The organism is Marmoricola sp. OAE513 (genome assembly GCF_040546585.1).
GTDB lineage: Bacteria > Actinomycetota > Actinomycetes > Propionibacteriales > Nocardioidaceae > Marmoricola.
The window spans coordinates 3,020,494-3,040,438 of record NZ_JBEPOC010000001.1; the positions used below are offsets into that span (position 1 = coordinate 3,020,494).

Below are 19,945 nucleotides of genomic sequence, written 5' to 3' on the forward strand. Positions count from 1 at the left end.
GACGCCTCGTCACCGCGACGGTGGCGGTGCTGGTCGCGGCTGCGCTCGCCGGCGGCCCTGCCCTTCTTCCGGCTCACGCCGATGACCTGAAGAACAAGCACAAGAAGGCGGAACGGGCGGTCAAGGCCGCCAAGGCCCACCTCGAGGACTCCAGCGCGGCGTTGTCCAACGCCACCAAGCGGCTCCGTGCAGCGCAGGCCGGGCTGGTCAAGGCGCAGGCGAACCTGGCCAAGACCCAGGGCGAGCTGACCGCTGCTCGTGCCCTCGACGCTCAGATGCAGGCGAAGCTCGTCGGGGCGCAGGCCGCGCTGAGCGCAGCAGTTGCGGACGTCAAGGCCGGCGAGCTCAAGGTCGCGTCGCAGAAGGACGCCCTCGCGCAGGCCGCGGTGGCGAGCTTCTCCTACGGCGACCCGAACCTGATGAAGCTTGCGGTGGTCCTCAAGGGCACCGACCCGAACGACATGGTCGTGCAGCTGAACGCTCTCGACAACGTGCTCGACGCCGAGAACCAGCTCCTCGACGAGTACAAGGCCGCCCAGGTCCTGCTCCAGGTCCAGCGGGACAAGGTCAAGCTCGCCGAGCAGGCCGTCGCCGACCAGCGCCAGGACGCGGCCATCAACCTGGCCCGCAAGCAGGCGCTGGAGAAGAAGGCCGTCGCTGCGCGGACCGCCGTGGTGCGGCTGGTCGCCCAGCGCCGCGGGCTGGCGGCGGCGGCAGCGAAGGCGCGTGCCCGCGACAAGCAGATCCTGGCGGCGTCGAAGAAGCGCGAGGCCAAGATCCAGCGCCAGATCCTCGAGCGGGCGCGGAAGCAGAAGAACGGCGGCAGCTACTCGGGCGCCAACGACGGGTTCCTGTACCGCCCGGTGCCCGGGTACATCACCTCGCCGTACGGCTACCGGGTGCACCCGATCTACGGCTACTACTCGCTGCACGACGGCGACGACTTCCACGCCCCGTGCGGCACCCCCGAGCGCGCGGGCGCCTCGGGACGGGTCATCTCGGAGTACTACTCCGACGTCTGGGGCAACCGGCTGTACCTCGACGTGGGCAGGGTCAACGGCAAGCACATGACGCTGATCTACAACCACATCAGCTCGTACAAGGCGCGCACAGGGGACCGGGTCGGCCGCGGCGACGTGGTCGCGTACGCCGGCACGACCGGCTGCCACCTGCACTTCACGGTGCTGCTGGACGGCAAGGCCGTGAACCCGCAGAACTACATGTGATGCCCCGGCGCCTGTCGAAACCCCGTTGCGGGACCTGAGAGACTGCTCCCTATGCCCAGAGAGCAGGGGCGCAAGCTGATTGCGCAGAACCGCAAGGCGCGCTACGACTTCCACATCGAGGACACCTTCGAGGCCGGACTGGTCCTCGTCGGCACCGAGGTGAAGTCGCTGCGTGCCGGTCGCGCGACCCTCGGCGACGGGTTCGGCGAGATCCACGGCGGCGAGGCGTTCCTGCACGGCGTGCACATCCCCGAGTACACCCAGGGCACCTGGACCAACCACGAGCCGCGCCGGGTGCGCAAGCTGCTGCTCCACCGCCACGAGATCGACAAGATCGAGGCGAAGGTCAAGGAGCGCGGGTTCACGCTGGTGCCGATCTCGCTGTACTTCAAGGACGGCCGCGCCAAGGTCGAGATCGGACTGGCACGGGGCAAGAAGACCTACGACAAGCGGCACGCGCTGGCGGCGCGCCAGGCGGGTCGCGAGAAGGACCAGGCGCTCGGCAGGCGGCTCAAGGGCCGCGAGTGACGGCACCTTCCGCGCTACCCGAGCGGCTGGCGGCGTACGGGCTCCCGGGCCTGTTCGACGTGCACGTGCACTTCCTGCCACCGAACATCCAGGCGGCGGTCTGGCGCCAGTTCGACGAGGCGGGGCCGAAGATCGGCCGTGCCTGGCCGATCCGCTACCGCGGCACGATCGAGGAGCGCGTCGAGCAGCTGCGCGGGTTCGGCGTACGCCGGTTCACCTCGTTGCCGTACGCCCACAAGCCCGGGGTTGCCGGCTACCTCAACGACTGGGCAGCCGAGTTCTCCACGCAGTACCCGGACTGCCTGCGTTCCGCGACCTTCTACCCCGAGCCCGGCGTCGAGGACTACGTGGCTGCGGCGATCGACGCCGGCGTCCAGGTCTTCAAGATCCACACCCAGGTGGGGGAGTTCCTGCTGGACGACCCCCTGCTCGACCTGGCCTGGGACGCGATCGCCGAGGCCGCTGTTCCCGTGGTGACGCACGTCGGGTCCGGCCCGGTCGGCAACGTCTTCACCGGACCCGAGCACCTGCGACGGCTGCTGGTGCGCCAGCCCGACGTACCTGTCGTCGTGGCGCACCTCGGTGCCCCGGAGTTCGCCGAGTTCCTGGACCTGGCCGAGACGTACGAGCACACCCGGCTCGACACCACGATGGTCTTCACCGACTTCCTCGCGTCCTTTCCCGATGAGCTCCTCCCGCGGGTGGGGCAGCTCGGCGACAAGATCCTGTACGGCAGCGACTTCCCGACCATCCCGTACGACTACGAGCACCAGTTCGACAGCCTCGCGCGGCTGCTCGGGCGCGCGCCGGGGCTGGACGACGACTGGCTGCGGAAGGTGTGCTGGGGCAACGCGGCAGGTTTGTTCTCCGATCAGCCCGTGTAGTGCCCGGCGTCGAGGTCCTCGAGCAGCGTCGCCTGCGCCGGGTTCCAGCCGAAGCGTTCCTGCGTCCGGGCGCCCGAGGCCGGGACGTCCCAGCTGAAGAACCCGCCCAGCCAGCCGAAGTGCTCTGCGGCCCGGTCCGGCTCGACCGAGACCGTCGGCAGGTCCAGCTGCCGCGCGATCGCCTCGGCGATGTCGCGGGTGGCCACCCCCTCCTCGGCGACGGCGTGGAGGACTGTCGCGGCGTCCGGGTTCTCGACGGCTCTGCGGACCAGTGCTGCAGCGTCGAGGCGGTGCACTGCGGGCCAGCGGTTCTGCCCGTCTCCGACGTACGCCGAGACGCCTTGGCTGCGGGCGACGTCGACCAGGGTGGCGACGAACCCGTGGTCGCCCGGTCCGTGCACGGTGGGCGGGAACCGCAGCACCAGCGGCTTCACCCCGCGCTCGGCCAGCGCAAGGGTGGCGTGGGAGTTGGCGATCCGCGGGTGGCCGCCGGGGTCGGCCACGTCGTCCTCGGTCGACGGTCGTCCCAGGGCGAGCCCGCCGGTGCCTGACGCGATCGCGAGGAACCGGTTGCCGTCGGCCAGGACGTCGCCGAACGTCTCGATCGCCGCAGCGTCGATCCGGGCGGCCTCCTCCATCTGCGAGAAGTCGTGGTGGTAGCCGAGGTGGAGCACGCCGTCGGAGTCGGCCGCTCCGGCGCGCAGCCCGTCGAGATCGGTCAGGTCGCTGCGCAGCGGGGTGGCGCCGAGGTCGGCGACGGTGCGCTCGGCCTCCTCGGAGCGGGCGAGGCCGACGACGTCGTGCCCGCCGGCGACGAGCTCGCGGATGCTGGCAGAGCCGATCCAGCCGTTCGCTCCGGTGACGAAGATGCGCATGGTTCCCTCCAGGGATAGTGATGTCACTTGATGACATCAACCGTAGCAGGTGATGTCACACCGTGTCATCAACTAGGATGGATCGCATGGCACGCTGGGAACCCGACGCAGCAGGACGGCTGCACGATGCAGCGATGTCCCTGTACGTCGAGCGCGGCTTCGAGGCCACGACGGTTGCCGAGATCGCCGACCGGGCCGGCGTGACGGCACGTACCTTCTTCCGGTACTTCAGCGACAAGCGGGAGGTGCTGTTCGGCGGTTCGCAGATGCTGCTGGACGCGATGGAGCGTGCGCTGGCGGACGCTCCGGCCGGCGCCGCGCCGATGGACGTGGTCGCCGCTGCGATGCAGGCGGCTGCTCGGCTGGTGGGCGAGGACGTGGAGCACTCCCGGCGCCGCTGGTCGGTGATCTCCGCCAACGCCGAGCTGCGGGAACGAGAGCTGATCAAGATGGAGCGTCTCGCGAGCGCGCTCGCCGACGGACTGCGTGCGCGCGGAGTCGCCGACCCGCAGGCAGGCCTGGCGGCAGAGGCGGGGGTCGGCGTCTTCCGGGTCGGCTACGAGCGCTGGGTCAGCGGGGCTGCGGGCCCGGAGGCTGGCCTTGCCGAGGTCGTGACCGCCGGGTTCGAGGACCTGCGCAACCTGTTCGCACCTGTCGGTGGCACCCCGTAGACTGGTGGCATAACTCAAGAGGGGCTGATTGGTTTCGACTAGGGACGTTAGTCCCAGGAGAAGCGGGTCGAGAAGCCAACGTCATCTCGTAAACGTTCGTTGGAAACCAATAACTGCCAACACCAATCGCAGTTCCTTCGCTCTCGCTGCCTGAGCAGTGATCGAAGCGTCAGACTGGGCATCCGCCTTCGTCCCAGATCCTGACGTCATCTAGAAGGCTTGCTGATCAACCTTCGTCGGGAGGGTTGATCGGGACTCAATCCTGACTGGGCCTGTCGGCGCACGTGTCTGTGCAAGCGCCGGGGCCGAGAAACGCGACCATTGCAGACTGCACCCGGAGAAGACCTGGCACGGCGCTCGAGGACGCGGGTTCGATTCCCGCCAGCTCCACCACGAGGTCTTCGCACAATAGCGACGACTTCTTCGCACAATAGCCGGGCCGGCGGGGACGTCGGCTCCAGCCCTCTTGAACCAGAGCCTCCCTGACCAAAGTCAGGGAGGCTCTGCTCCATCCGCACTCGGATTCGCACGAGCGGGTGTCTTGCCGTGTCAGACGGGCCCTGCTGGGAGACTGCCTTTGTGAGCGGGACAAGCAAAGACGTGGAACGGGCGGAACTCCACAAGACCATCTGGCGGATTGCGAACGATCTGCGCGGCAGCGTCGACGGCTGGGACTTCAAGACTTACGTTCTCGGCACGCTGTTCTATCGCTTCATCTCTGAGAACCTGACGGAGTACCTCAACGAGCAGGAGCGGTTGGCAGGAAACACCGGGTTCGACTATCGCAAGCTGTCAAACAACGAGGCAGAGGGCGCTCGCCAAGAGACCGTTCGCGAGAAGGGTTTCTACGTCCTTCCCGAAGACCTGTTTTTCAATGTGCGCGCAAGGGCCCGAAGTGACCAGAACCTAAACGAGACCCTCAGCCGCGTGTTCAGGAACGTAGAGCGGTCGGCGTCGGGAGCCGTGTCCGAGGACGACATCAAGGGTTTGTTCGACGACCTTGACGTAAACAGCAGCAAGTTGGGGTCGACGGTCGCGAAGCGCAACGAGAAGCTGGTGAAGCTACTTGACGCTATCGGCGACCTTCCCCTCGGTGGAGCCTTCAAGGACAACTCAAACGACATGTTCGGCGATGCGTACGAGTTCCTGATGCAGATGTATGCGTCTGCTGCAGGCAAGTCAGGAGGCGAGTACTACACGCCCCAAGAAGTAGCTGAGCTACTGGCTCGGATCACGGTGGTCGGCAAGAGTGAGGTCAACAAGGTCTATGACCCGGCCTGCGGGTCGGGTTCGATGCTGCTCAAGTTCGAGAAGGTCCTCGGCCACGGGAAGGTGCGGCAGGGCTACTTCGGCCAAGAAGTCAACCTCACGACGTTCAACCTGTGCCGAATAAACATGTTCTTGCATGACATCCCATATGAGAAGTTCGAGATCGCGCATGGGGACACCCTGCTCGACCCCGCCCACTGGGATGACGAGCCATTCGAGGCAATCGTTTCAAATCCGCCGTACTCGACTAAGTGGGACGGCGACGCGAATCCCTTGCTCATCAACGACCCGCGGTTCGCTCCCGCTGGGGTGCTCGCACCGAAATCGAAGGCCGACTTGGCCTTTACGATGCACATTCTCAGCTGGTTGGCCGTCAACGGAACGGCGGCGATCGTCGAGTTCCCAGGTGTTCTCTACCGCGGAGGTGCCGAGCAGAAAATCCGGAAGTACCTCGTCGACAACAACTATGTCGACGCCGTGATTCAGTTGCCGTCGGACCTGTTCTTCGGCACGACAATCGCCACATGCGTCATTGTGCTGAAGAAATCAAAGCCCGACAGCAAAGTTCTGTTCATCGACGCCTCGGGCGAGTTCGCAAGGGTCGGCAACAAGAACATACTTACCGCTGATCATCAGGAGCGGATTCTCGCCGCCATCTCGAGGCGAGAACATTCGCTGCATTTCGCAGCAGTCGTTGAGCACGAGGTCATTGCTGAGAACTCGTACAACCTGTCCGCGACCTCGTACGTTGACGCTGACCACACCCGCGAGAGCGTGGACATTGCGACGGTCAACGCTGAGATCGCCGGCATCGTCGCTCGTCAGAGCGCCCTCAGGGCGGAAGTGGATGCGATCATCGCGGGCCTCGAGGGTGGTGCAGCATGAGTCAGGTTCATGACCTCATCGCAACCATGTGTCCCGACGGAGTAGAACACCGGCCGTTGGGTGAGCTTGGCGAGTTCATCCGTGGACGAAGGTTTACGAAGAGCGACTATGTCGACGCGGGACTCGGCACCATCCATTACGGCGAGATCTACACGGACTATGGGACGACTGCATCGTCTGTTCATAGATTCGTGAGTCCTGAGTTGAAGGGTTCTCTACGGCTCGCAAGGCAGGGAGATTTGATCATTGCGGCCACCGGGGAGAACGTTGAGGATGTTTGCAAGGCGGTCGCATGGCTAGGGGAGGACGAGGTAGCTGTGCACGACGATTGCTACATCTTCCGTCACTCCTTGGACCCCACGTTTGCTGCCTACATTTTCCAAACGCCCGCGTTTAGGGAGCAGAAGGTTCGCCTTGCGTCCGAGTCGAAGCTGGCTCGGGTGTCGGGTGCGAATCTCGCGAGGATTGTCGTCCCAGCCCCACCGCGTGCGGTGCAGGTGGAGATCGTCAGAATCCTCAACGCGTTCGGCGCCCTTCAAGCGGAACTGGAAGCGGAACTGCGCGCTCGGAGGGAGCAGTTCGTCCACTACAGGGATTCGCTGTTTGCCTTCGACTCCTCTCTCTCTCTCTCTCGGAGAGCGTCAGGTGGCAAATGATGGGTGACGTAGGGACATTCACCCGGGGGCGACGTTTCACGAAGGCGGATTACGCCGAAGTTGGAACCCCGTGCATTCACTACGGTGAGATCTACACGGTGTACGGAGCGACGGCTACATCCGTGCGATCGCGGATTCGACAAGACTTTTCCGGCACGCTTAGGTACGCGAAGCCTGGGGACCTAGTGATAGTCGACGTCGGGGAGACGGTGGCCGACGTCGGCAAGGCAGTTGCGTGGCTCGGAAACGAGGACGTCGCCATCCATGACCACTGCTTTGCCTACAAACACTCTCTGAACCCAGCGTTCCTGGCTTACTACTTGCAGACAGCAAGGTTTCACGCCGACAAGGCGAAGCATGTCGCGCGAACCAAGGTGATGACCCTGTCCATGCCTGGGCTCTCAAAGGTAGAGGTGCCAGTTCCGTCGCTTGATGTGCAAGAGCAGGTCGTAGCTGTTCTCGACCGGATGGACGCGCTCATCGGCGACCGACAGGACGGCATCCCCGCGGAGATTGAGGCACGCCGCATCCAGTTCGAGTACTACCTCGATCGTCTACTCAGTTTCGAGGTGCCGGCGGCGTGACGGACTTCGATGAACTCGGCGCTCCCGGGACTGCGAAACGCTTCGAGACAATCTCGGTTAGCGAAGAGAGCACAGTCGTTGCCGCGTACGAGCCGGATAGCGTCAAGGACACAGGATTCCAGAGCGAGTTAGAACTCGAGCAGGAACTCGTCCGGCTACTGCAGAGTCAGGCGTTCGAGTACTTGCCGATCACAGAAGGTGCAGGCCTCGAGCGAAATCTGCGCACTCGATTGGGCGAACTGAACAAGTTCGTCTTCACCGATGACGAGTGGCAGCGCTTCTTCTCGTCTGCGATTTGTGGCAACGCCGACGGCATCACGGAGAAGACCGCTCGCATTCAGGAGGATCACGTCCAGGTCCTGACGCGCGACGATGGCACCTTCAAGAACATCTACCTCATCGACAAGGCCAACATCCACAACAACCGTCTCCAGGTCATCAACCAGTACGAGGCCGATGGGACAAGGTCGAACCGCTACGACGTGACCGTCCTCGTCAACGGCCTGCCGATGGTTCACATCGAACTCAAACGCCGCGGAGTCGACATCCGTGAGGCGTTCAACCAGATCAACCGGTACCAACGCGAGAGCTTCTGGGCTGATTCCGGACTCTTCGAGTACGTCCAGCTCTTCGTCATCAGCAACGGCACCCTGACGAAGTACTACTCCAACACCACCCGTGACCGACACGTCAGCGAGACGACAGGTGGCCGCCGTGGGAAGAAGCAGTCGTCGAACACCTTCGAGTTCACCAGCTGGTGGGCAGACGGCAACAACCGTCCCATCGCCGACCTCACAGGCTTCACCAAGACCTTCTTCGCCAAGCACACACTTCTCAACATTCTGACGAAGTACTGCGTCTTCGACGTCGACCGCAACCTGCTAGTCATGCGTCCCTATCAAATAGTCGCCGCCGAACGAATCCTGCAGCGCATCGAGACATCCACGAACTCCAGGAAGCTCGGAACGGTCGGCGCCGGCGGCTACGTCTGGCACACCACCGGTTCTGGAAAGACCCTCACAAGCTTCAAAGCCGCACAGCTGGCAAGCAAGATGCCGTCAGTCGACAAGGTGCTCTTCGTCGTGGACCGCAAGGACCTCGACTACCAAACCCAACGAGAGTACGACCGGTTCGAGAAGGGCGCCGTCGACGGCACCAACAACACCGCTCACTTGAAGAGGCGTCTCGAAGAGCCCTCATCACGAATCATCGTGACGACGATCCAGAAGTTGGCTCGCTTCGTCAGCTACGAGCGAGGCCACAACGTTTTCAACGCGCACGTCGTAGTCATTTTCGACGAGTGCCACCGCAGCCAGTTCGGCGACATGCACCTGGCCATCACCAACGTCTTCAAGCGCTACAACCTCTTCGGGTTTACCGGCACGCCAATCTTCGCGGAGAACGCCGGTTTCAGCGGCAACCCCCAGCTCCGAACGACCGAGCAGGCGTTCGGAGACAAGCTGCACACCTACACCATCGTCGACGCCATCAACGACAAGAACGTCCTTCCGTTCCGTATCGACTACGTCAACACCATCAAGACCCCGGAACACCTGACCGACAAGCAGGTGGCAGCCATCAACACGGAGGCAGCACTTCTTAGTACAGAGCGCGTCGGCGCCGTGACCTCGTACATCCTCGAACACTTCGATCAGAAGACCCGACGAAACTCCACCTACCGGCTAGGCGAGAAGCGCGTCGCTGGGTTCAACTCGATGTTCGCGACGGCGTCCATCGACGCAGCCAAGCGGTACTACGCGGAGTTCAACTCCCAGCAGCAGGCCCTGGCAGAATCCAATCCGAGCTATCAACGGCTCAAGGTCGGCATCATCTTCAGCTACGCAGCCAACGAGGACCTCGAAGGAGGGATCCTCGGCGAGGAAGAGTTTGAAACCAGCGACCTCGATCAGAGCTCACGCGACTTCCTCGAAGCCGCCATCCAGGACTACAACAAGCTCTTCAACACCAGCTTCGACACCTCCGCCGAGCGGTTCCAGAACTACTACAAGGACCTGTCGCAGCGCCTGAAGAACCGCGAGCTCGACCTAGTCATCGTGGTGAACATGTTCCTCACCGGCTTCGACGCCACCACGCTCAACACCCTCTGGGTCGATAAGAACCTCCGCCAGCACGGACTCATCCAGGCCTACTCCCGCACCAACCGCATCCTCAACTCGGTCAAGACCTACGGCAACATCGTCAGCTTCCGAAACCTAGAGAAGGCAACCAACGACGCGCTCTCGCTGTTCGGCAACAAGGACGCCAAGGGCATCGTGCTCCTCAAGCCGTACGGCGACTACTACACGGAGTACTCCAAACTCGTCGCCGACCTGCTCGCTCGGTTCCCACTCACCGAAGTCATCGTCGGGGAACAGAACCAGAAGGACTTCATCGCACTCTTCGGCGCCATACTGCGGCTGAGAAACATCCTCGTCTCCTTCGACGACTTCGCAGGCCACGAGATTCTCAGCGAGCGAGACCTCCAGGACTACCGCAGCATCTACCTCAACCTGTACGCAGACTTCCGAGCATCCGACGCTGCTGAGAAGGAATCCATCAACGACGACGTCGTCTTCGAGATCGAGCTCATCAAGCAGGTCGAAGTCAACGTCGACTACATCTTGCTGCTCGTCGAACAGTGGCGCGAAGCGCGTGGCAACGGGTCGGATGTCGAGATGGAAGCGCTCATGAACATCCAGCGCGCCATCGACTCGAGCATCACTCTGCGCAACAAGCGCGACCTGATCCTGGCGTTCGTCGACTCGGTCAACGTCAGCTCAGACACTGGCGCCGACTGGCGTCTCTTCGTCGAGACAAAGCGGGCCCAGGAACTCGAAGAACTCATCACTGCCGAAGGGCTCAAACCCGACGAGACGAGAGCATTCGTCGAGAACGCGTTCCGCGACGGCGCCATCCCGACGGCCGGAACAGCAATCACAGGCATCCTGCCGCCGGTCTCACGCTTCGCAGCCGGCAACAACCACGCCGCGAAGAAGCAGACCGTGCTGACCAAACTGGTCGCATTCTTCGAGCGATTCCACGCGCTGCAGTAGCCCGCTGTCGGCCCCCGGCGGTCGATGTGCGACGTCGCACATCGATCACCGTGAACCATCCGGGTCAGCGTTTCTCTGTTGAGTTTTCAAGTGGCGAGTGCTGCCTGATGCCGTTTCCGGCTGGTCAGGCAGCGAGGTTGCCCTCCTGGCCCGCGTCCGGGTTGGTGGGCTGGTTCGGCAGGACGTGGCCGGTGTCCTGGGTGCCGAACAGGTAGTTGCGGTCCATGGCCTTGGCCTCGTCCTTGCTGAGGGTGGTGACGCCCCAGTCGTAGGGGTCGGCCTGCAGGAGCGGGTGGTCGGTCAGGTGGGTGACGTCGACGCCCTTGGGGTTGATGAGCTGCCGCTCGTACCAGGCGCGGGCCTGCTCCTCGTTGAACAGCGCGACCTTGAGGCTGTTGAGGATGTTGATGGTCGCGAGGCCGGGGATGCGGTTGTGGCCGCGGCGGATGCGAAGCCGGCTGGGGTTCTTCAGGATCCCGAAGGCGCCCTCGACGTAGCTGCGGAGGTTGAAGGCGCGGCGCCAGGCGCGGCTTCCGTAGTACCAGCGCTGCATGAGCTTGCGCTGGTGGTGGGAGTTGCCGGGGTCGGGGGTGAAGTCGATGGTCTTGTTGGTGCAGCACTTGCGGGTCTTCCAGTCGTCGGGAGGGACGATGGAGGGCAGCGGGTTCTCCATGAGCTTGTTGGCCTCGAACTGCTCGGGGTCGCGGGCGAAGCAGACGGCCTTGCCGACCATGGCCGGGCACATCCACTTGGAGGCGAGGTTCTTGAGCAGTCCGGTCTCCTTGCGGTCGAAAGCCCAGTGGTCCTGGAAGGCTTCGACGGCCTCGTAGTGGTCCTCGGTCTCGTCGCGGGCGAACGTGGCCGGCAGGGGCCGCTGGTCCATCGGTGCCGAGGGGCAGTGCATCCAGCCGAACTGCATGATCGCGCCGTGCACGAGGACCAGGCCGGCGGAGTCCGAGCGCATGGCGAGTACCTGCTCGATGCCGCGCTCGGCCAGAGGAGCGGCCCAGCGGTCGGCCTTGAGGTTCGTGTACAGGAGGTCGCCGATGACGCGGGTGATCTTCGAGCGCTCGGAGGCGCGGTCGATCATGCGCAGGGAGGCGGTGACGACGTCCTCGTTGGCGGGCACGCAGATCAGGCCCTCGACCTGCAGCGGCTCGGAGTCCTTGGGCTGGTTGGGGTCGGCGGTGCGGACGATGGTGTGCTGGTGGAACCCGTACCCGGCCTCGGACTTGCCGTCCTTGCCGGTCTTGTAGCCCCACTCGGCGTCGTCCGCGCGTCCGGCGGCCGCGCGCAGCGCGACCGGGACCTCGACGGGGGCGGTGTTGCCGTCCTCGTCGATGCCGATCCCGGCGACCTGGAGGTCGGGGTCGGCGACGCCAGAGTCGTCGGATTCGCCGTCTTCGCTGGCGTGCCTGGCGGTGCCGTCCTTGAGCTTCTTCACCACGGCGGCGCGGTCCTTGCTGGGGCCGCGGTTCCAGGCCCAGATACCGGTCCCGTCGATGGCGACGGTCGACCCGGAACGGGTGAGGACGGTGGTACCGATGAGGGCGTCGACGATGCTCTCGACCTTCGTGCGGCGCTGCTCGCGTTCCTGGTCGGTGAGGTCGGGTGCCGTGCCGTGGCCGTAGTCGAGCTTCTTGCGGAACGCGGTGACGACCTTGGCCAGGTCGTCGTATCCGACTCGCTCGTAGCCGTCCTCGACCCAGATCTCCTTGCGCTGCTTGCCGTTCCTGGTCAGGCGCGGCTTCTCGGGGTCGTAGTCCGCGGGCAGCCGCGGGGCGGTGGTGGTCAGCGGCCGGATCACTCCGAGCTCGAGCTGGAACTCGCGAGGCAGGTTCTGGGTGAGGGTCTGGTGGATCTTCGCGGTGGTGGTCTCCTGACCGATGCGGGTGCAGAGGATGACCCCGACCAGCCAGATGTGGGTGTTCTGCCGCAGGCTGCCGCGACGGCCCTTCTGAGACGGCGGAGGTTCGGGGCAGATGAGGTCGAGGATTCCGCTGGCCTCGATGATGTGCACCGACCGCTCGAACATCGAACGGGTGATCTGGACGTCAGCCATCAGGACTCACCGCGCAGTCCGGTCGAGGCGAGGGTGTTGAGGCCCTTGTGCTCGAGCCAGGGGCCGATGTGCGGTTGGAGCTCGGAGATGGTGCGTGCCGACTTCAGGCCCGCGGCCTGAAGGATGAGGGCGAGGGGAACGGTGTCGGTCATAAGGTCGGCGAGCCAGGTGGCGCGCAACCGGGCGGGTTCAATGTGGGGGACGCCCACGAGTGCGGCGCGTTCGGTGGCGCGTGCGGCCGTGTTGCGGCGGTCGATCTTCCCGACGAGCAGCTGCTCGGAAGGCTTGCGACCGGCGGCGGCCTCCCGCAGGAGGGTCTCGAGGTCGGCGCGGACCGGGACGATGCGGGGACGGGGGCCGTGGATGTGGATCAGGAGCCCGTCGGGGCCGTGGTCCTCGATGTCGCTGACGTGGGCGTGTCGCAGGTCGATGCTGTCCATGCCTGCGCCGAGGCCGCATGCCACGACGGTGGACAGGTCGCGGCGGCGCGCTTCGGTGGGCTGGATGCGGCTGGCCTGAATGATGGCGGCCTTCTCCGCCGGGGTGTAGCAGGCCTTGATGGCTGCGTGCGCGATCGGGGTGAGCTTCGCGGGAGTCTGGGGGCCGGGGTTGGTGCTCGCGGCGAGAGCGAGGAGGCGGCGGCGCCGCTCGGCGCGGTGGTGCTCGTCCTTGTCGGCCTGGTCGATGCGGGTGAACTCGTCTATGACGTGGGTGGTCATGACGTTCTCGACGGTGAGCTCCAAGCCCCGGGAAAGAGCGAAGCGGGCGAGCTCAGTCAGGTGGGTGCAGTGCTTGCGGACGCTGTCCTTCCCGACGAGGGTCGAAGCGGTGATGACGTCGGTCAGGAACGGGCGGATGAGTTCCATCGGCCGGCCGGTCTTGTCGACCGGGTTGTGCGAGTCGATCACCGCGGCGAGCTCGTCGGGGAGGTCGCGGCCCTGGGGCTGGGCCTGCACCTCGGCCATGGCGCGCGCGAACGCGGCCCGGTTGGGGCGCTTGGACTTCTTGGTGGGCATTGTCTGGCTTTCGGTGGTCGGTCGGCGCGCTGGGTGCGTGCCGATCCGGACTGGAACGTGACGGGTGAGGGCTGCGGCGCAATCAGGTGGCGGGCATTCCGCGGAACTTTTTTCAGCTGGTTGCGGCGGCGGTCTAGGAGCTTCGGGAATCCCGTGCTTCGGCGGGCAGAGTTCCGCGCAGGATTCGACAGTTCTCGGGCTCGGGGTGGAGGGGGAGACCCTGGGCCCGGGTCAGAGCAAGGTCGAGGTCGCGCCTGGTCAGGCCGTGGTTCGAGATGAGTACGGCGACCGGCTCGTCCTGTTCGAGGACCTCGTAGGTGATTGCGGCGGCCAGGACGGGCTTGGTCAGGTTCATCGAGCGCGACGCGGCGAAGCTGCGGGCTGCCCGCCAGCGGGCGTTCGCCTGCGTCGTCGTGTCTCCGCCCGCGGCCGTGGTCGCCGCCGTGATGTCTTGTTCCGTGCGGGCCTGGGCCAGCACGGTCAAGAAGGCTGCAGCCTCCTGGTGCAACGTCGAGGTCGGGTCGGACGCGTGCCGCAGGGCGCTGGCCTCGGTGTGCCGAAGGGCATCCAGGGTCGCGGGCTGGATCATGGCTGCGACGCGGGCGCCGTCGGCCCGTCGGGGCTGTCGCCACGGCAGGTCGCGGTGGACTGCCTGCAGGCGGCGCAGGATCCCGCGCTGATTCTCCCGGGTTCGCCCGCCGGGCGAGCGGCGCTGCAGTACGAGGTCGTAGGAGAGCAGCGTGCGGTCGTCCAAGACCTCTTCGAGGGTCACCGGCCGCCCGGTGCTGATCAGGTGAGCAACGACGTGACCCACGCACTGGATGTCCTTTTCGACCCGAAGGCGAGTCAGCGGGCCGGCGCGGGTGACCAGGTCAACCACCGCGGGCGCGATCAGTACCCACGTCGACTCCGAAGCTGCGGAAGGACGGTAGGAGGTCAGGAACCGCTGGAGCTCCGCGGGGTCGTCGAGGTCGCCGGCGTGCGTAGAGGCATTCATGGCCGTCACCGTCCGGAAGCGCTCCGTCACGTCAACTAGGCCTCGGCCCGGGTAGCAGGACGGTCCGCGGAACTGGCAGTACGGCAGAGATGCCAGGGCTCTTGAGCCGAAGTGACTAGCCGGGCCCGCCGTAGGACCGACCAGAAATGACCGTCCGGCTGTAGCTGACCCTATTGCTGCAGACCGGTCCGCTCACACGGTCCGCGGCATGACACTCCACGCCGCCCGAGCCCTTGCCAGCGCACTCGACACCCTCGTCGCCAAGAGCGACCAGCTAGGTGGCGTTGCAGCAGTCGAAGGAGCACTCATCCGACGGTTCTGCACCCTCAACGCCTGCCTGCCCCGCAACAACAAGCTGATCCTCGCCAAGATCGCTGGGTCGACCCCTGAGGCCGACGCAGCTGTCTCCAAGATTCAGCTGCGCACCATCGACACCCTGGTCCTCGCCTTCGAGAAGCTCGCGTCCGGCGACGTCAAGGAGACCGGCAGCGTGTTCACGCCCCAGTCCGTCGCAGACTTCATGGCGGCCGAGGCCATCACCCCCGCACGAGGGCGCGCCACCGTTGTGGACCCGTCGTGCGGCTGCGGCGCACTTCTCGTCGCTGCACTGCGGCGCCTGCACGCGCTCACCGGCCGCCGTGCCTCTCGCATCATCGCCGAACAGTTGTACGGCTCGGACATCGACGCCGGCAGCATCGAGCGCGTCAAGGTCCTGCTCTCACTCGTCGCTCTCGAACTCGGTGACGACACGAAGGTCATTTCCTTCAACCTGGTCTGTCGCGACAGCATCCTCGACGACTTCGAGACGTTCTTCCCGGCCGCCAGGACGTTCGACGTCGTCATCGGCAACCCGCCGTACGTCCGCTTCCAGAAGCTGGGCGATTACGAACGCACGAGCATCGCTCGCAGCTACGTCACTGCGTCCAAGGGCAACTTCAACCTGTACTTCGCGTTCTTCGAGCTCGCAGCACAGCTTCGCGCCCCCGGCGGGGCGATCGCCTACATCACGCCCAGCAACTATCTCCGGGCGTCTTCCGCCGCACCGCTGCGGATGGCCATGTCTCTCAACCAGATGGCAACCAAGATCGTCGACTTCGGCCACGCGGCGGTGTTCCCGACGGCAGCGACCTACACCGCAATCACCATCGGGGACCTTGCTGAACCTGCCGGTCAGACTGCCTACCAGGAATGCCCGGCTGGAGCAGCAGGTCTGCGTCGCCTTCCGAAGGCGGCAGCGCTGTACGACGTACGCACTTACGGATCGAACCCGTGGCCGCTGGTCAGTCATCGACACCAGCGCAACATCCGCAGACTCGAAACGTCCGGGCCCGCCCTCGAGACTCTCGCCAGTGTCCGGTTCGGGGCGGCGACCCTGCGCGACAACCTGTTCCTCCTCAACCCCGCCGACGACCTGGGAGGGGAGTGGCTCCGCGAACACGAAGGCAAGCGTTACACCGTCGAGGAAGTCGCCACCCGCCGCGCAGTCCGAGTATCCTCGGTGACCAACCAGGCCGACATGAACCGCTACGCCGGCCGGATCATCTACCCCTACGACATCATCGACGGCCGCGCCGTGATCTGGTCGACCGAACGCCTCGCCGAGTTTCCCAAGTGCGCCCGCTACCTGGCCGCCATCAAGGACGAGCTCGCCCGACGCGACAAAGGCAACAAGACCTACCCACAGTGGTATGCCTACGGCCGAACCCAGGGCCTGGCACCGACCGGTCCGAAGTTGCTCACCCCGCTCTACGGTGCCCGGCCGCGATTCCTGCTCGACGCCGACCCCGAGCGGCTCTTCCTCAACGGCTGCTCGATCGTGTCCACCGATGAACGGGTCACCACTGACTTGCTCAGCGCCGTCCTGAACTCCGGCCTGCTCCACTACTACATCGAGCAGACCAGCTCACCGCTCTCAGGTGCTTACTACTCCTACCAGAAGGCCGCCATCGCCAAGTTCACCATCCCCGACGCCGTCATCGCCGCAGCCCCGACCCTGATCGCGGCCACCCCGGCGGAGCAGGACCGCATCCTCGAAGACCTCTACAAGGTCAAGATCCCCACCCAGTACCGGCGGTGACCCAGGCTGGTTGCTAGACGGTTTGAGGCACGGACCGTCCACCGGCATGTCGACTTTCACACCGACCACAGGCGGACCAGCAGCACTGGTCAACATCCTCAACCGCATCAAGGCCGACTTCGACGGCGCCGTCCTGACCGCCGGCGCAGCCGGCCTCACCTCCATGACCCGCAGCGCCAAGCCCGTCAAGCGCATGCACCAGCACGTCGGCGACCTCGTCGTCGCCGAGCGAATCCCTCAGTCATGGGTCGGCCTCGAACAGTCCATCGCAACCCGGTTCGGCGACAAGCGCCAGGACGTCGTGGTCATTCCGCGGGGCCGGACCAAACCAACCGGGGAGACGACACTAAGCATCGGGGTGAAAAGCGCCATGCGGGGCATCCAGAAGAACAAGGACAACCACTTCTCCGGAATCCGCGCAGAGATGTTCAACCTCCATGAGACCTTCCCGAACATCGTGTGCGGTCACGTTCTCATCATCGCCGTCAAAGAGTGGGACACCGCCGCCGCCCAAGGACGCGAGATCGCGTACAAACGGCTTTCACCAAACACCCTCGCCGAGATGATTCAACGCTATGGCAGAGTTTCTGGACGCAAGACCGGGGAGAGCATCGGTGACGCCGAACGCCTCGCTCTTATTCTGGCGGACTTTTCCACCACGCCGGTCACCCACTACAAAACTGTCGCCGACCTCGAGCGTGACGGGTTCCTTCACGCCGACAGCGGATTGACCCTCACCGGACTCGACATCGACACCTTCGCCGCCGACCTCATCGGCGAGCACCGATCCCGGCACACCGGAGCGAACCGCCTCTAGCCCCCAGGATCTGAGCCGCCGCCAATCCAGTCCGGACCGGATACAAGCCCGTGCGGGCGATGCCCAAAGCCTGTCCCTGGTCCCAGGTGGTCGGAGACGATCGAAATGTCGTACCCACGTAGAAAGGTGTCCGCATGCCGATCGCATCGACGCCGCTCATTGCTAATCCCGACTTCTCGCGAGCCTGGTTTCACGACCTGACCGTCGCCGACTTGTGCCCCCCAAGGGATCATGAAGACGCCTTCGAGCGCGCATCATGGTTCCGGCGCGTGGTCACCACTGAGGCCCTTGATGCTCTGGCAGCTCAAGCCGGTCGGCGTCTCGAAACCAGTCGCGGGGCAGACACAGTGTGGATCGAACTCGATTCACACGCTGACCTAGTCGCAGGGCAACTCACGTTGACGTCAGCCGACGGGCCCCGGATCTATGAACTTCGACAACTGCGTCTGCGGGCGCTCGATGGGCACCTGCTCCCGCACCGCAGCGACCCAGAAATGCCGTACACCGACGCCGAGCCAATCCTCACCAAACTCTACATCGAGACACTTGGCACCACCCTGGACGCCCTGATCCAAGACGCAGCGGAAATGGCCCGCCACCTTCAGATGGCGGGCATCTGGCTGAACCCAGCCACGCTGCCGGCCGACCGACGCGGCGCGTCCGAGGGCGACATCAACGAGTTCAACCACTTCGCATGCCGGGTCGCCGTACAGCTATTCACGACCCCGGGGCAAGACCTCAATGAAGTAGCCTGCGCCGTCCTCGGGTCCTGGAAAGCTGGTGCGCCTGACCTTCTAGCTGCAGCTGCGGACATCTTGAGCACCAGCCCGTAATCGCACTACACGACCGGAGGCTGAACACTCGGCACAACGTGCGGGGACAGTCGTCACCGCCCGCGGCACGCGCGACGGATCTGACGGAGGCCCGTCGTCTCCGGAACGGGCGCCGCACCCAGGCATGGAGACGGGCCTGGGAAACCGAGAAAAGACCCGCGCAACCTCATTGCCGTCTCCGGCAGGGCCGTCACTGTGTAAGCCACGGCAGGCGACGCGCAAGTGGCCGACCTGTCCCGGACCACCGCGAGGTGGTCAACATGGTAGGCGCACACCACGACCTACCCCGTATCGTCCTCCGCGACGATCATCAACGGCAGGCGGTCACGCTCGCGGTCGACCTGCCCCAAACCACCAAAGGTGGTTACGTCCCGCCGGTCACAGGACCGGCGGGACGGTTCGTCCTCGCAGGGCGAGGCCTCACTCGCATCGGCAGGCGCACCGATTGCGGCGGATCCGGATGCTCGCGCGCGATCGGATGACCTAACTGGGCAAATGCACGAGCTGCTCGCCGAAAAGTGCCGGTGCCGGCGCGGGGCGCGGCTACGCCGGCGGTCCACCCAAACAGCGGTGACGTGGGGGTCGCTCGTCGGGGCCTGAAGGCATGACCGAACGCGAAGCGATCGCGATGACTCCCGCTCTGCGGCGGAGGTCTGTTGGCGCGCAACAATGCAGCTATGGACATCCTCGCCGAGACCTACGAGGTCCACCTCGCGGACGAGCGGACCCAGTTCGACGCCTTTCTGCGCACCTACCGCGATGCACTGAACGATGCGCTTGCGGACGTGACTGAGGAAGAGGCGCGCCGGCGTCTGGTTCCGTCAAAGACGACGCTGCTCGGTTTGGTCAAGCACGTCACGTACGTGGAGCAGATTTGGTTCGGGGAAACGGTCACCGGCACTCCGCGCGCTGAGCTCGGTCTTCCCGCGACGGTCGACGACTCCTACGACCTCGACCCGGCCGACACCATCGCCACGATCCGCGAGCAGCACGAACGTGTGTGCCGCGCAGCCGAGATCGCCGTCGCCGACGTGAGTCTGGACACCGTTCTCACCGGGCATCCCAGGATCAAGGAGGTGACCTTGCGGTGGGTGATGCTGCACATGCTGCGTGAACTGGCCCAGCACGCCGGCCACGCGGAGATCCTCAGGGAGCAGCTTGCCGACCTTCGCGCCGGTTGATGGATAGATGCTGGCTTGGCCTCCAAGTCAGCCGCAGGTCCGGGCGACGGTTCGTCTCGCTTCATTTCCAGTGCGGCGGCGCGGGCCTCCTGCCCGCCGGCGCGTGATCGAGAGAGCGACCGGATTCTGGTCGCCGTGAATCTGAGGACGATCGGGTGGTGTGGCCCCCGGGCGTGATGGCCGGTCCGCAGGTCGCGGGCATGTGCGAGCGAAGGCGTGAGATATCGGGCGGCGGAGCGGTTGCCGTCGTGCGCGTCGGGTACCTCACGGTATGCGAGTGCGACGCGCTGCCCGCTAGCGGTCGGTCACCCGTCTCGACCGGCGGAGGGCC

Annotated in this window: 16 protein-coding genes and 1 other RNA gene; 13 read left to right on the top strand and 4 right to left on the bottom strand. The window is 65.1% G+C overall.

Going from position 1 to position 19,945, the window contains the following annotated elements; genetic code table 11:
* The first annotated feature begins 26 nt into the window (after nt 1-26).
* The 3 genes from ABIE44_RS15065 to ABIE44_RS15075 are packed head-to-tail and all read left to right on the top strand — an operon-like array spanning nt 27 to nt 2,638.
* A complete protein-coding gene (locus tag ABIE44_RS15065) occupies nt 27-1,226 on the top strand; it encodes a peptidoglycan DD-metalloendopeptidase family protein (protein ID WP_354438130.1) in 1,200 nt (399 codons plus the stop codon).
* Between the two features lie 51 nt (nt 1,227-1,277).
* Nucleotides 1,278-1,754, top strand: a complete 477-nt coding sequence (gene smpB / locus ABIE44_RS15070) for an SsrA-binding protein SmpB (RefSeq protein WP_209715835.1) — start codon at nt 1,278-1,280, stop codon at nt 1,752-1,754.
* A complete protein-coding gene (locus ABIE44_RS15075) occupies nt 1,751-2,638 on the top strand; it encodes an amidohydrolase family protein (protein ID WP_209715833.1) in 888 nt (295 codons plus the stop codon). The genes smpB and ABIE44_RS15075 overlap by 4 nt, the downstream gene beginning before the upstream one ends.
* Here ABIE44_RS15075 and ABIE44_RS15080 read toward each other — a convergent pair.
* Nucleotides 2,626-3,513, bottom strand: coding sequence for an SDR family oxidoreductase (locus ABIE44_RS15080; protein WP_209715830.1), 888 nt, complete (start codon nt 3,511-3,513; stop codon nt 2,626-2,628). The genes ABIE44_RS15075 and ABIE44_RS15080 overlap by 13 nt on opposite strands.
* A gap of 86 nt (nt 3,514-3,599) precedes the next feature.
* Between ABIE44_RS15080 and ABIE44_RS15085 the strand changes: the two genes are divergently transcribed.
* The 6 genes from ABIE44_RS15085 to ABIE44_RS15110 all read left to right on the top strand — a co-directional run bounded on the left by ABIE44_RS15085 (nt 3,600) and on the right by ABIE44_RS15110 (nt 10,631).
* Nucleotides 3,600-4,184, top strand: coding sequence for a TetR family transcriptional regulator (locus ABIE44_RS15085; RefSeq protein WP_209715827.1), 585 nt, complete (start codon nt 3,600-3,602; stop codon nt 4,182-4,184).
* A 20-nt stretch (nt 4,185-4,204) separates the two neighbouring features.
* Nucleotides 4,205-4,577: a transfer-messenger RNA gene (gene ssrA, locus ABIE44_RS15090) on the top strand.
* 186 nt (nt 4,578-4,763) lie between these two features.
* Nucleotides 4,764-6,338, top strand: coding sequence for a type I restriction-modification system subunit M (locus ABIE44_RS15095; RefSeq protein WP_209715824.1), 1,575 nt, complete (start codon nt 4,764-4,766; stop codon nt 6,336-6,338).
* Nucleotides 6,335-6,994: a restriction endonuclease subunit S gene (locus ABIE44_RS15100; protein WP_209715821.1), complete on the top strand. Its 660-nt coding sequence runs from the start codon at nt 6,335-6,337 to the stop codon at nt 6,992-6,994. Before ABIE44_RS15095 ends, ABIE44_RS15100 begins: the two co-directional genes overlap by 4 nt.
* The gene (locus ABIE44_RS15105) at nt 6,994-7,578 is read left to right on the top strand and encodes a restriction endonuclease subunit S (RefSeq protein WP_209715818.1); all 585 of its coding nucleotides are present in this window, start codon (nt 6,994-6,996) and stop codon (nt 7,576-7,578) included. Before ABIE44_RS15100 ends, ABIE44_RS15105 begins: the two co-directional genes overlap by 1 nt.
* On the top strand, nt 7,575-10,631 hold the full coding sequence (locus ABIE44_RS15110) for a type I restriction endonuclease subunit R (RefSeq protein WP_209715814.1): 3,057 nt from the start codon (nt 7,575-7,577) through the stop codon (nt 10,629-10,631). The genes ABIE44_RS15105 and ABIE44_RS15110 overlap by 4 nt, the downstream gene beginning before the upstream one ends.
* 124 nt (nt 10,632-10,755) lie before the next feature.
* Here the strand turns inward: ABIE44_RS15110 and ABIE44_RS15115 are convergent, their stop codons facing one another.
* The 3 genes from ABIE44_RS15115 to ABIE44_RS15125 form a co-directional block, all read right to left on the bottom strand.
* Nucleotides 10,756-12,693: a hypothetical protein gene (locus ABIE44_RS15115; RefSeq protein WP_209715812.1), complete on the bottom strand. Its 1,938-nt coding sequence runs from the start codon at nt 12,691-12,693 to the stop codon at nt 10,756-10,758.
* On the bottom strand, nt 12,693-13,709 hold the full coding sequence (locus ABIE44_RS15120) for a hypothetical protein (RefSeq protein WP_209715809.1): 1,017 nt from the start codon (nt 13,707-13,709) through the stop codon (nt 12,693-12,695). Before ABIE44_RS15120 ends, ABIE44_RS15115 begins: the two co-directional genes overlap by 1 nt.
* 133 nt (nt 13,710-13,842) lie before the next feature.
* On the bottom strand, nt 13,843-14,706 hold the full coding sequence (locus ABIE44_RS15125; RefSeq protein ID WP_209715807.1) for a hypothetical protein: 864 nt from the start codon (nt 14,704-14,706) through the stop codon (nt 13,843-13,845).
* A 208-nt stretch (nt 14,707-14,914) separates the two neighbouring features.
* Between ABIE44_RS15125 and ABIE44_RS15130 the strand changes: the two genes are divergently transcribed.
* The 4 genes from ABIE44_RS15130 (at nt 14,915) to ABIE44_RS15145 (ending at nt 19,614) form a co-directional block, all read left to right on the top strand.
* The gene (locus ABIE44_RS15130; RefSeq protein WP_209715804.1) at nt 14,915-16,783 is read left to right on the top strand and encodes an N-6 DNA methylase family protein; all 1,869 of its coding nucleotides are present in this window, start codon (nt 14,915-14,917) and stop codon (nt 16,781-16,783) included.
* 46 nt (nt 16,784-16,829) lie between these two features.
* Complete coding sequence (locus ABIE44_RS15135) at nt 16,830-17,600, top strand: hypothetical protein (RefSeq protein WP_209715795.1); 771 nt, start codon at nt 16,830-16,832, stop codon at nt 17,598-17,600.
* Nucleotides 17,601-17,734: 134 nt separating this feature from the next.
* Entirely contained in the window at nt 17,735-18,433 is a 699-nt protein-coding gene (locus tag ABIE44_RS15140) for a hypothetical protein (protein ID WP_209715792.1), read from the top strand.
* A 677-nt stretch (nt 18,434-19,110) separates the two neighbouring features.
* The gene (locus ABIE44_RS15145) at nt 19,111-19,614 is read left to right on the top strand and encodes a DinB family protein (RefSeq protein ID WP_209715789.1); all 504 of its coding nucleotides are present in this window, start codon (nt 19,111-19,113) and stop codon (nt 19,612-19,614) included.
* The last annotated feature ends 331 nt before the right edge of the window (nt 19,615-19,945 follow it).

Bases quoted from the DNA above. Each gene is read 5' to 3' on its own strand.
- smpB (WP_209715835.1), top strand. From the start codon at position 1,278: ATGCCCAGAGAGCAGGGGCGCAAGCTGATTGCGCAGAACCGCAAGGCG.
- ABIE44_RS15080 (WP_209715830.1), bottom strand. From the start codon at position 3,513: ATGCGCATCTTCGTCACCGGAGCGAACGGCTGGATCGGCTCTGCCAGC.
- ABIE44_RS15085 (WP_209715827.1), top strand. From the start codon at position 3,600: ATGGCACGCTGGGAACCCGACGCAGCAGGACGGCTGCACGATGCAGCG.
- ABIE44_RS15100 (WP_209715821.1), top strand. From the start codon at position 6,335: ATGAGTCAGGTTCATGACCTCATCGCAACCATGTGTCCCGACGGAGTA.
- ABIE44_RS15105 (WP_209715818.1), top strand. From the start codon at position 6,994: ATGGGTGACGTAGGGACATTCACCCGGGGGCGACGTTTCACGAAGGCG.
- ABIE44_RS15115 (WP_209715812.1), bottom strand. From the start codon at position 12,693: ATGGCTGACGTCCAGATCACCCGTTCGATGTTCGAGCGGTCGGTGCAC.
- ABIE44_RS15120 (WP_209715809.1), bottom strand. From the start codon at position 13,709: ATGCCCACCAAGAAGTCCAAGCGCCCCAACCGGGCCGCGTTCGCGCGC.
- ABIE44_RS15125 (WP_209715807.1), bottom strand. From the start codon at position 14,706: ATGAATGCCTCTACGCACGCCGGCGACCTCGACGACCCCGCGGAGCTC.
- ABIE44_RS15130 (WP_209715804.1), top strand. From the start codon at position 14,915: ATGACACTCCACGCCGCCCGAGCCCTTGCCAGCGCACTCGACACCCTC.
- ABIE44_RS15135 (WP_209715795.1), top strand. From the start codon at position 16,830: ATGTCGACTTTCACACCGACCACAGGCGGACCAGCAGCACTGGTCAAC.
- ABIE44_RS15140 (WP_209715792.1), top strand. From the start codon at position 17,735: ATGCCGATCGCATCGACGCCGCTCATTGCTAATCCCGACTTCTCGCGA.
- ABIE44_RS15145 (WP_209715789.1), top strand. From the start codon at position 19,111: ATGGACATCCTCGCCGAGACCTACGAGGTCCACCTCGCGGACGAGCGG.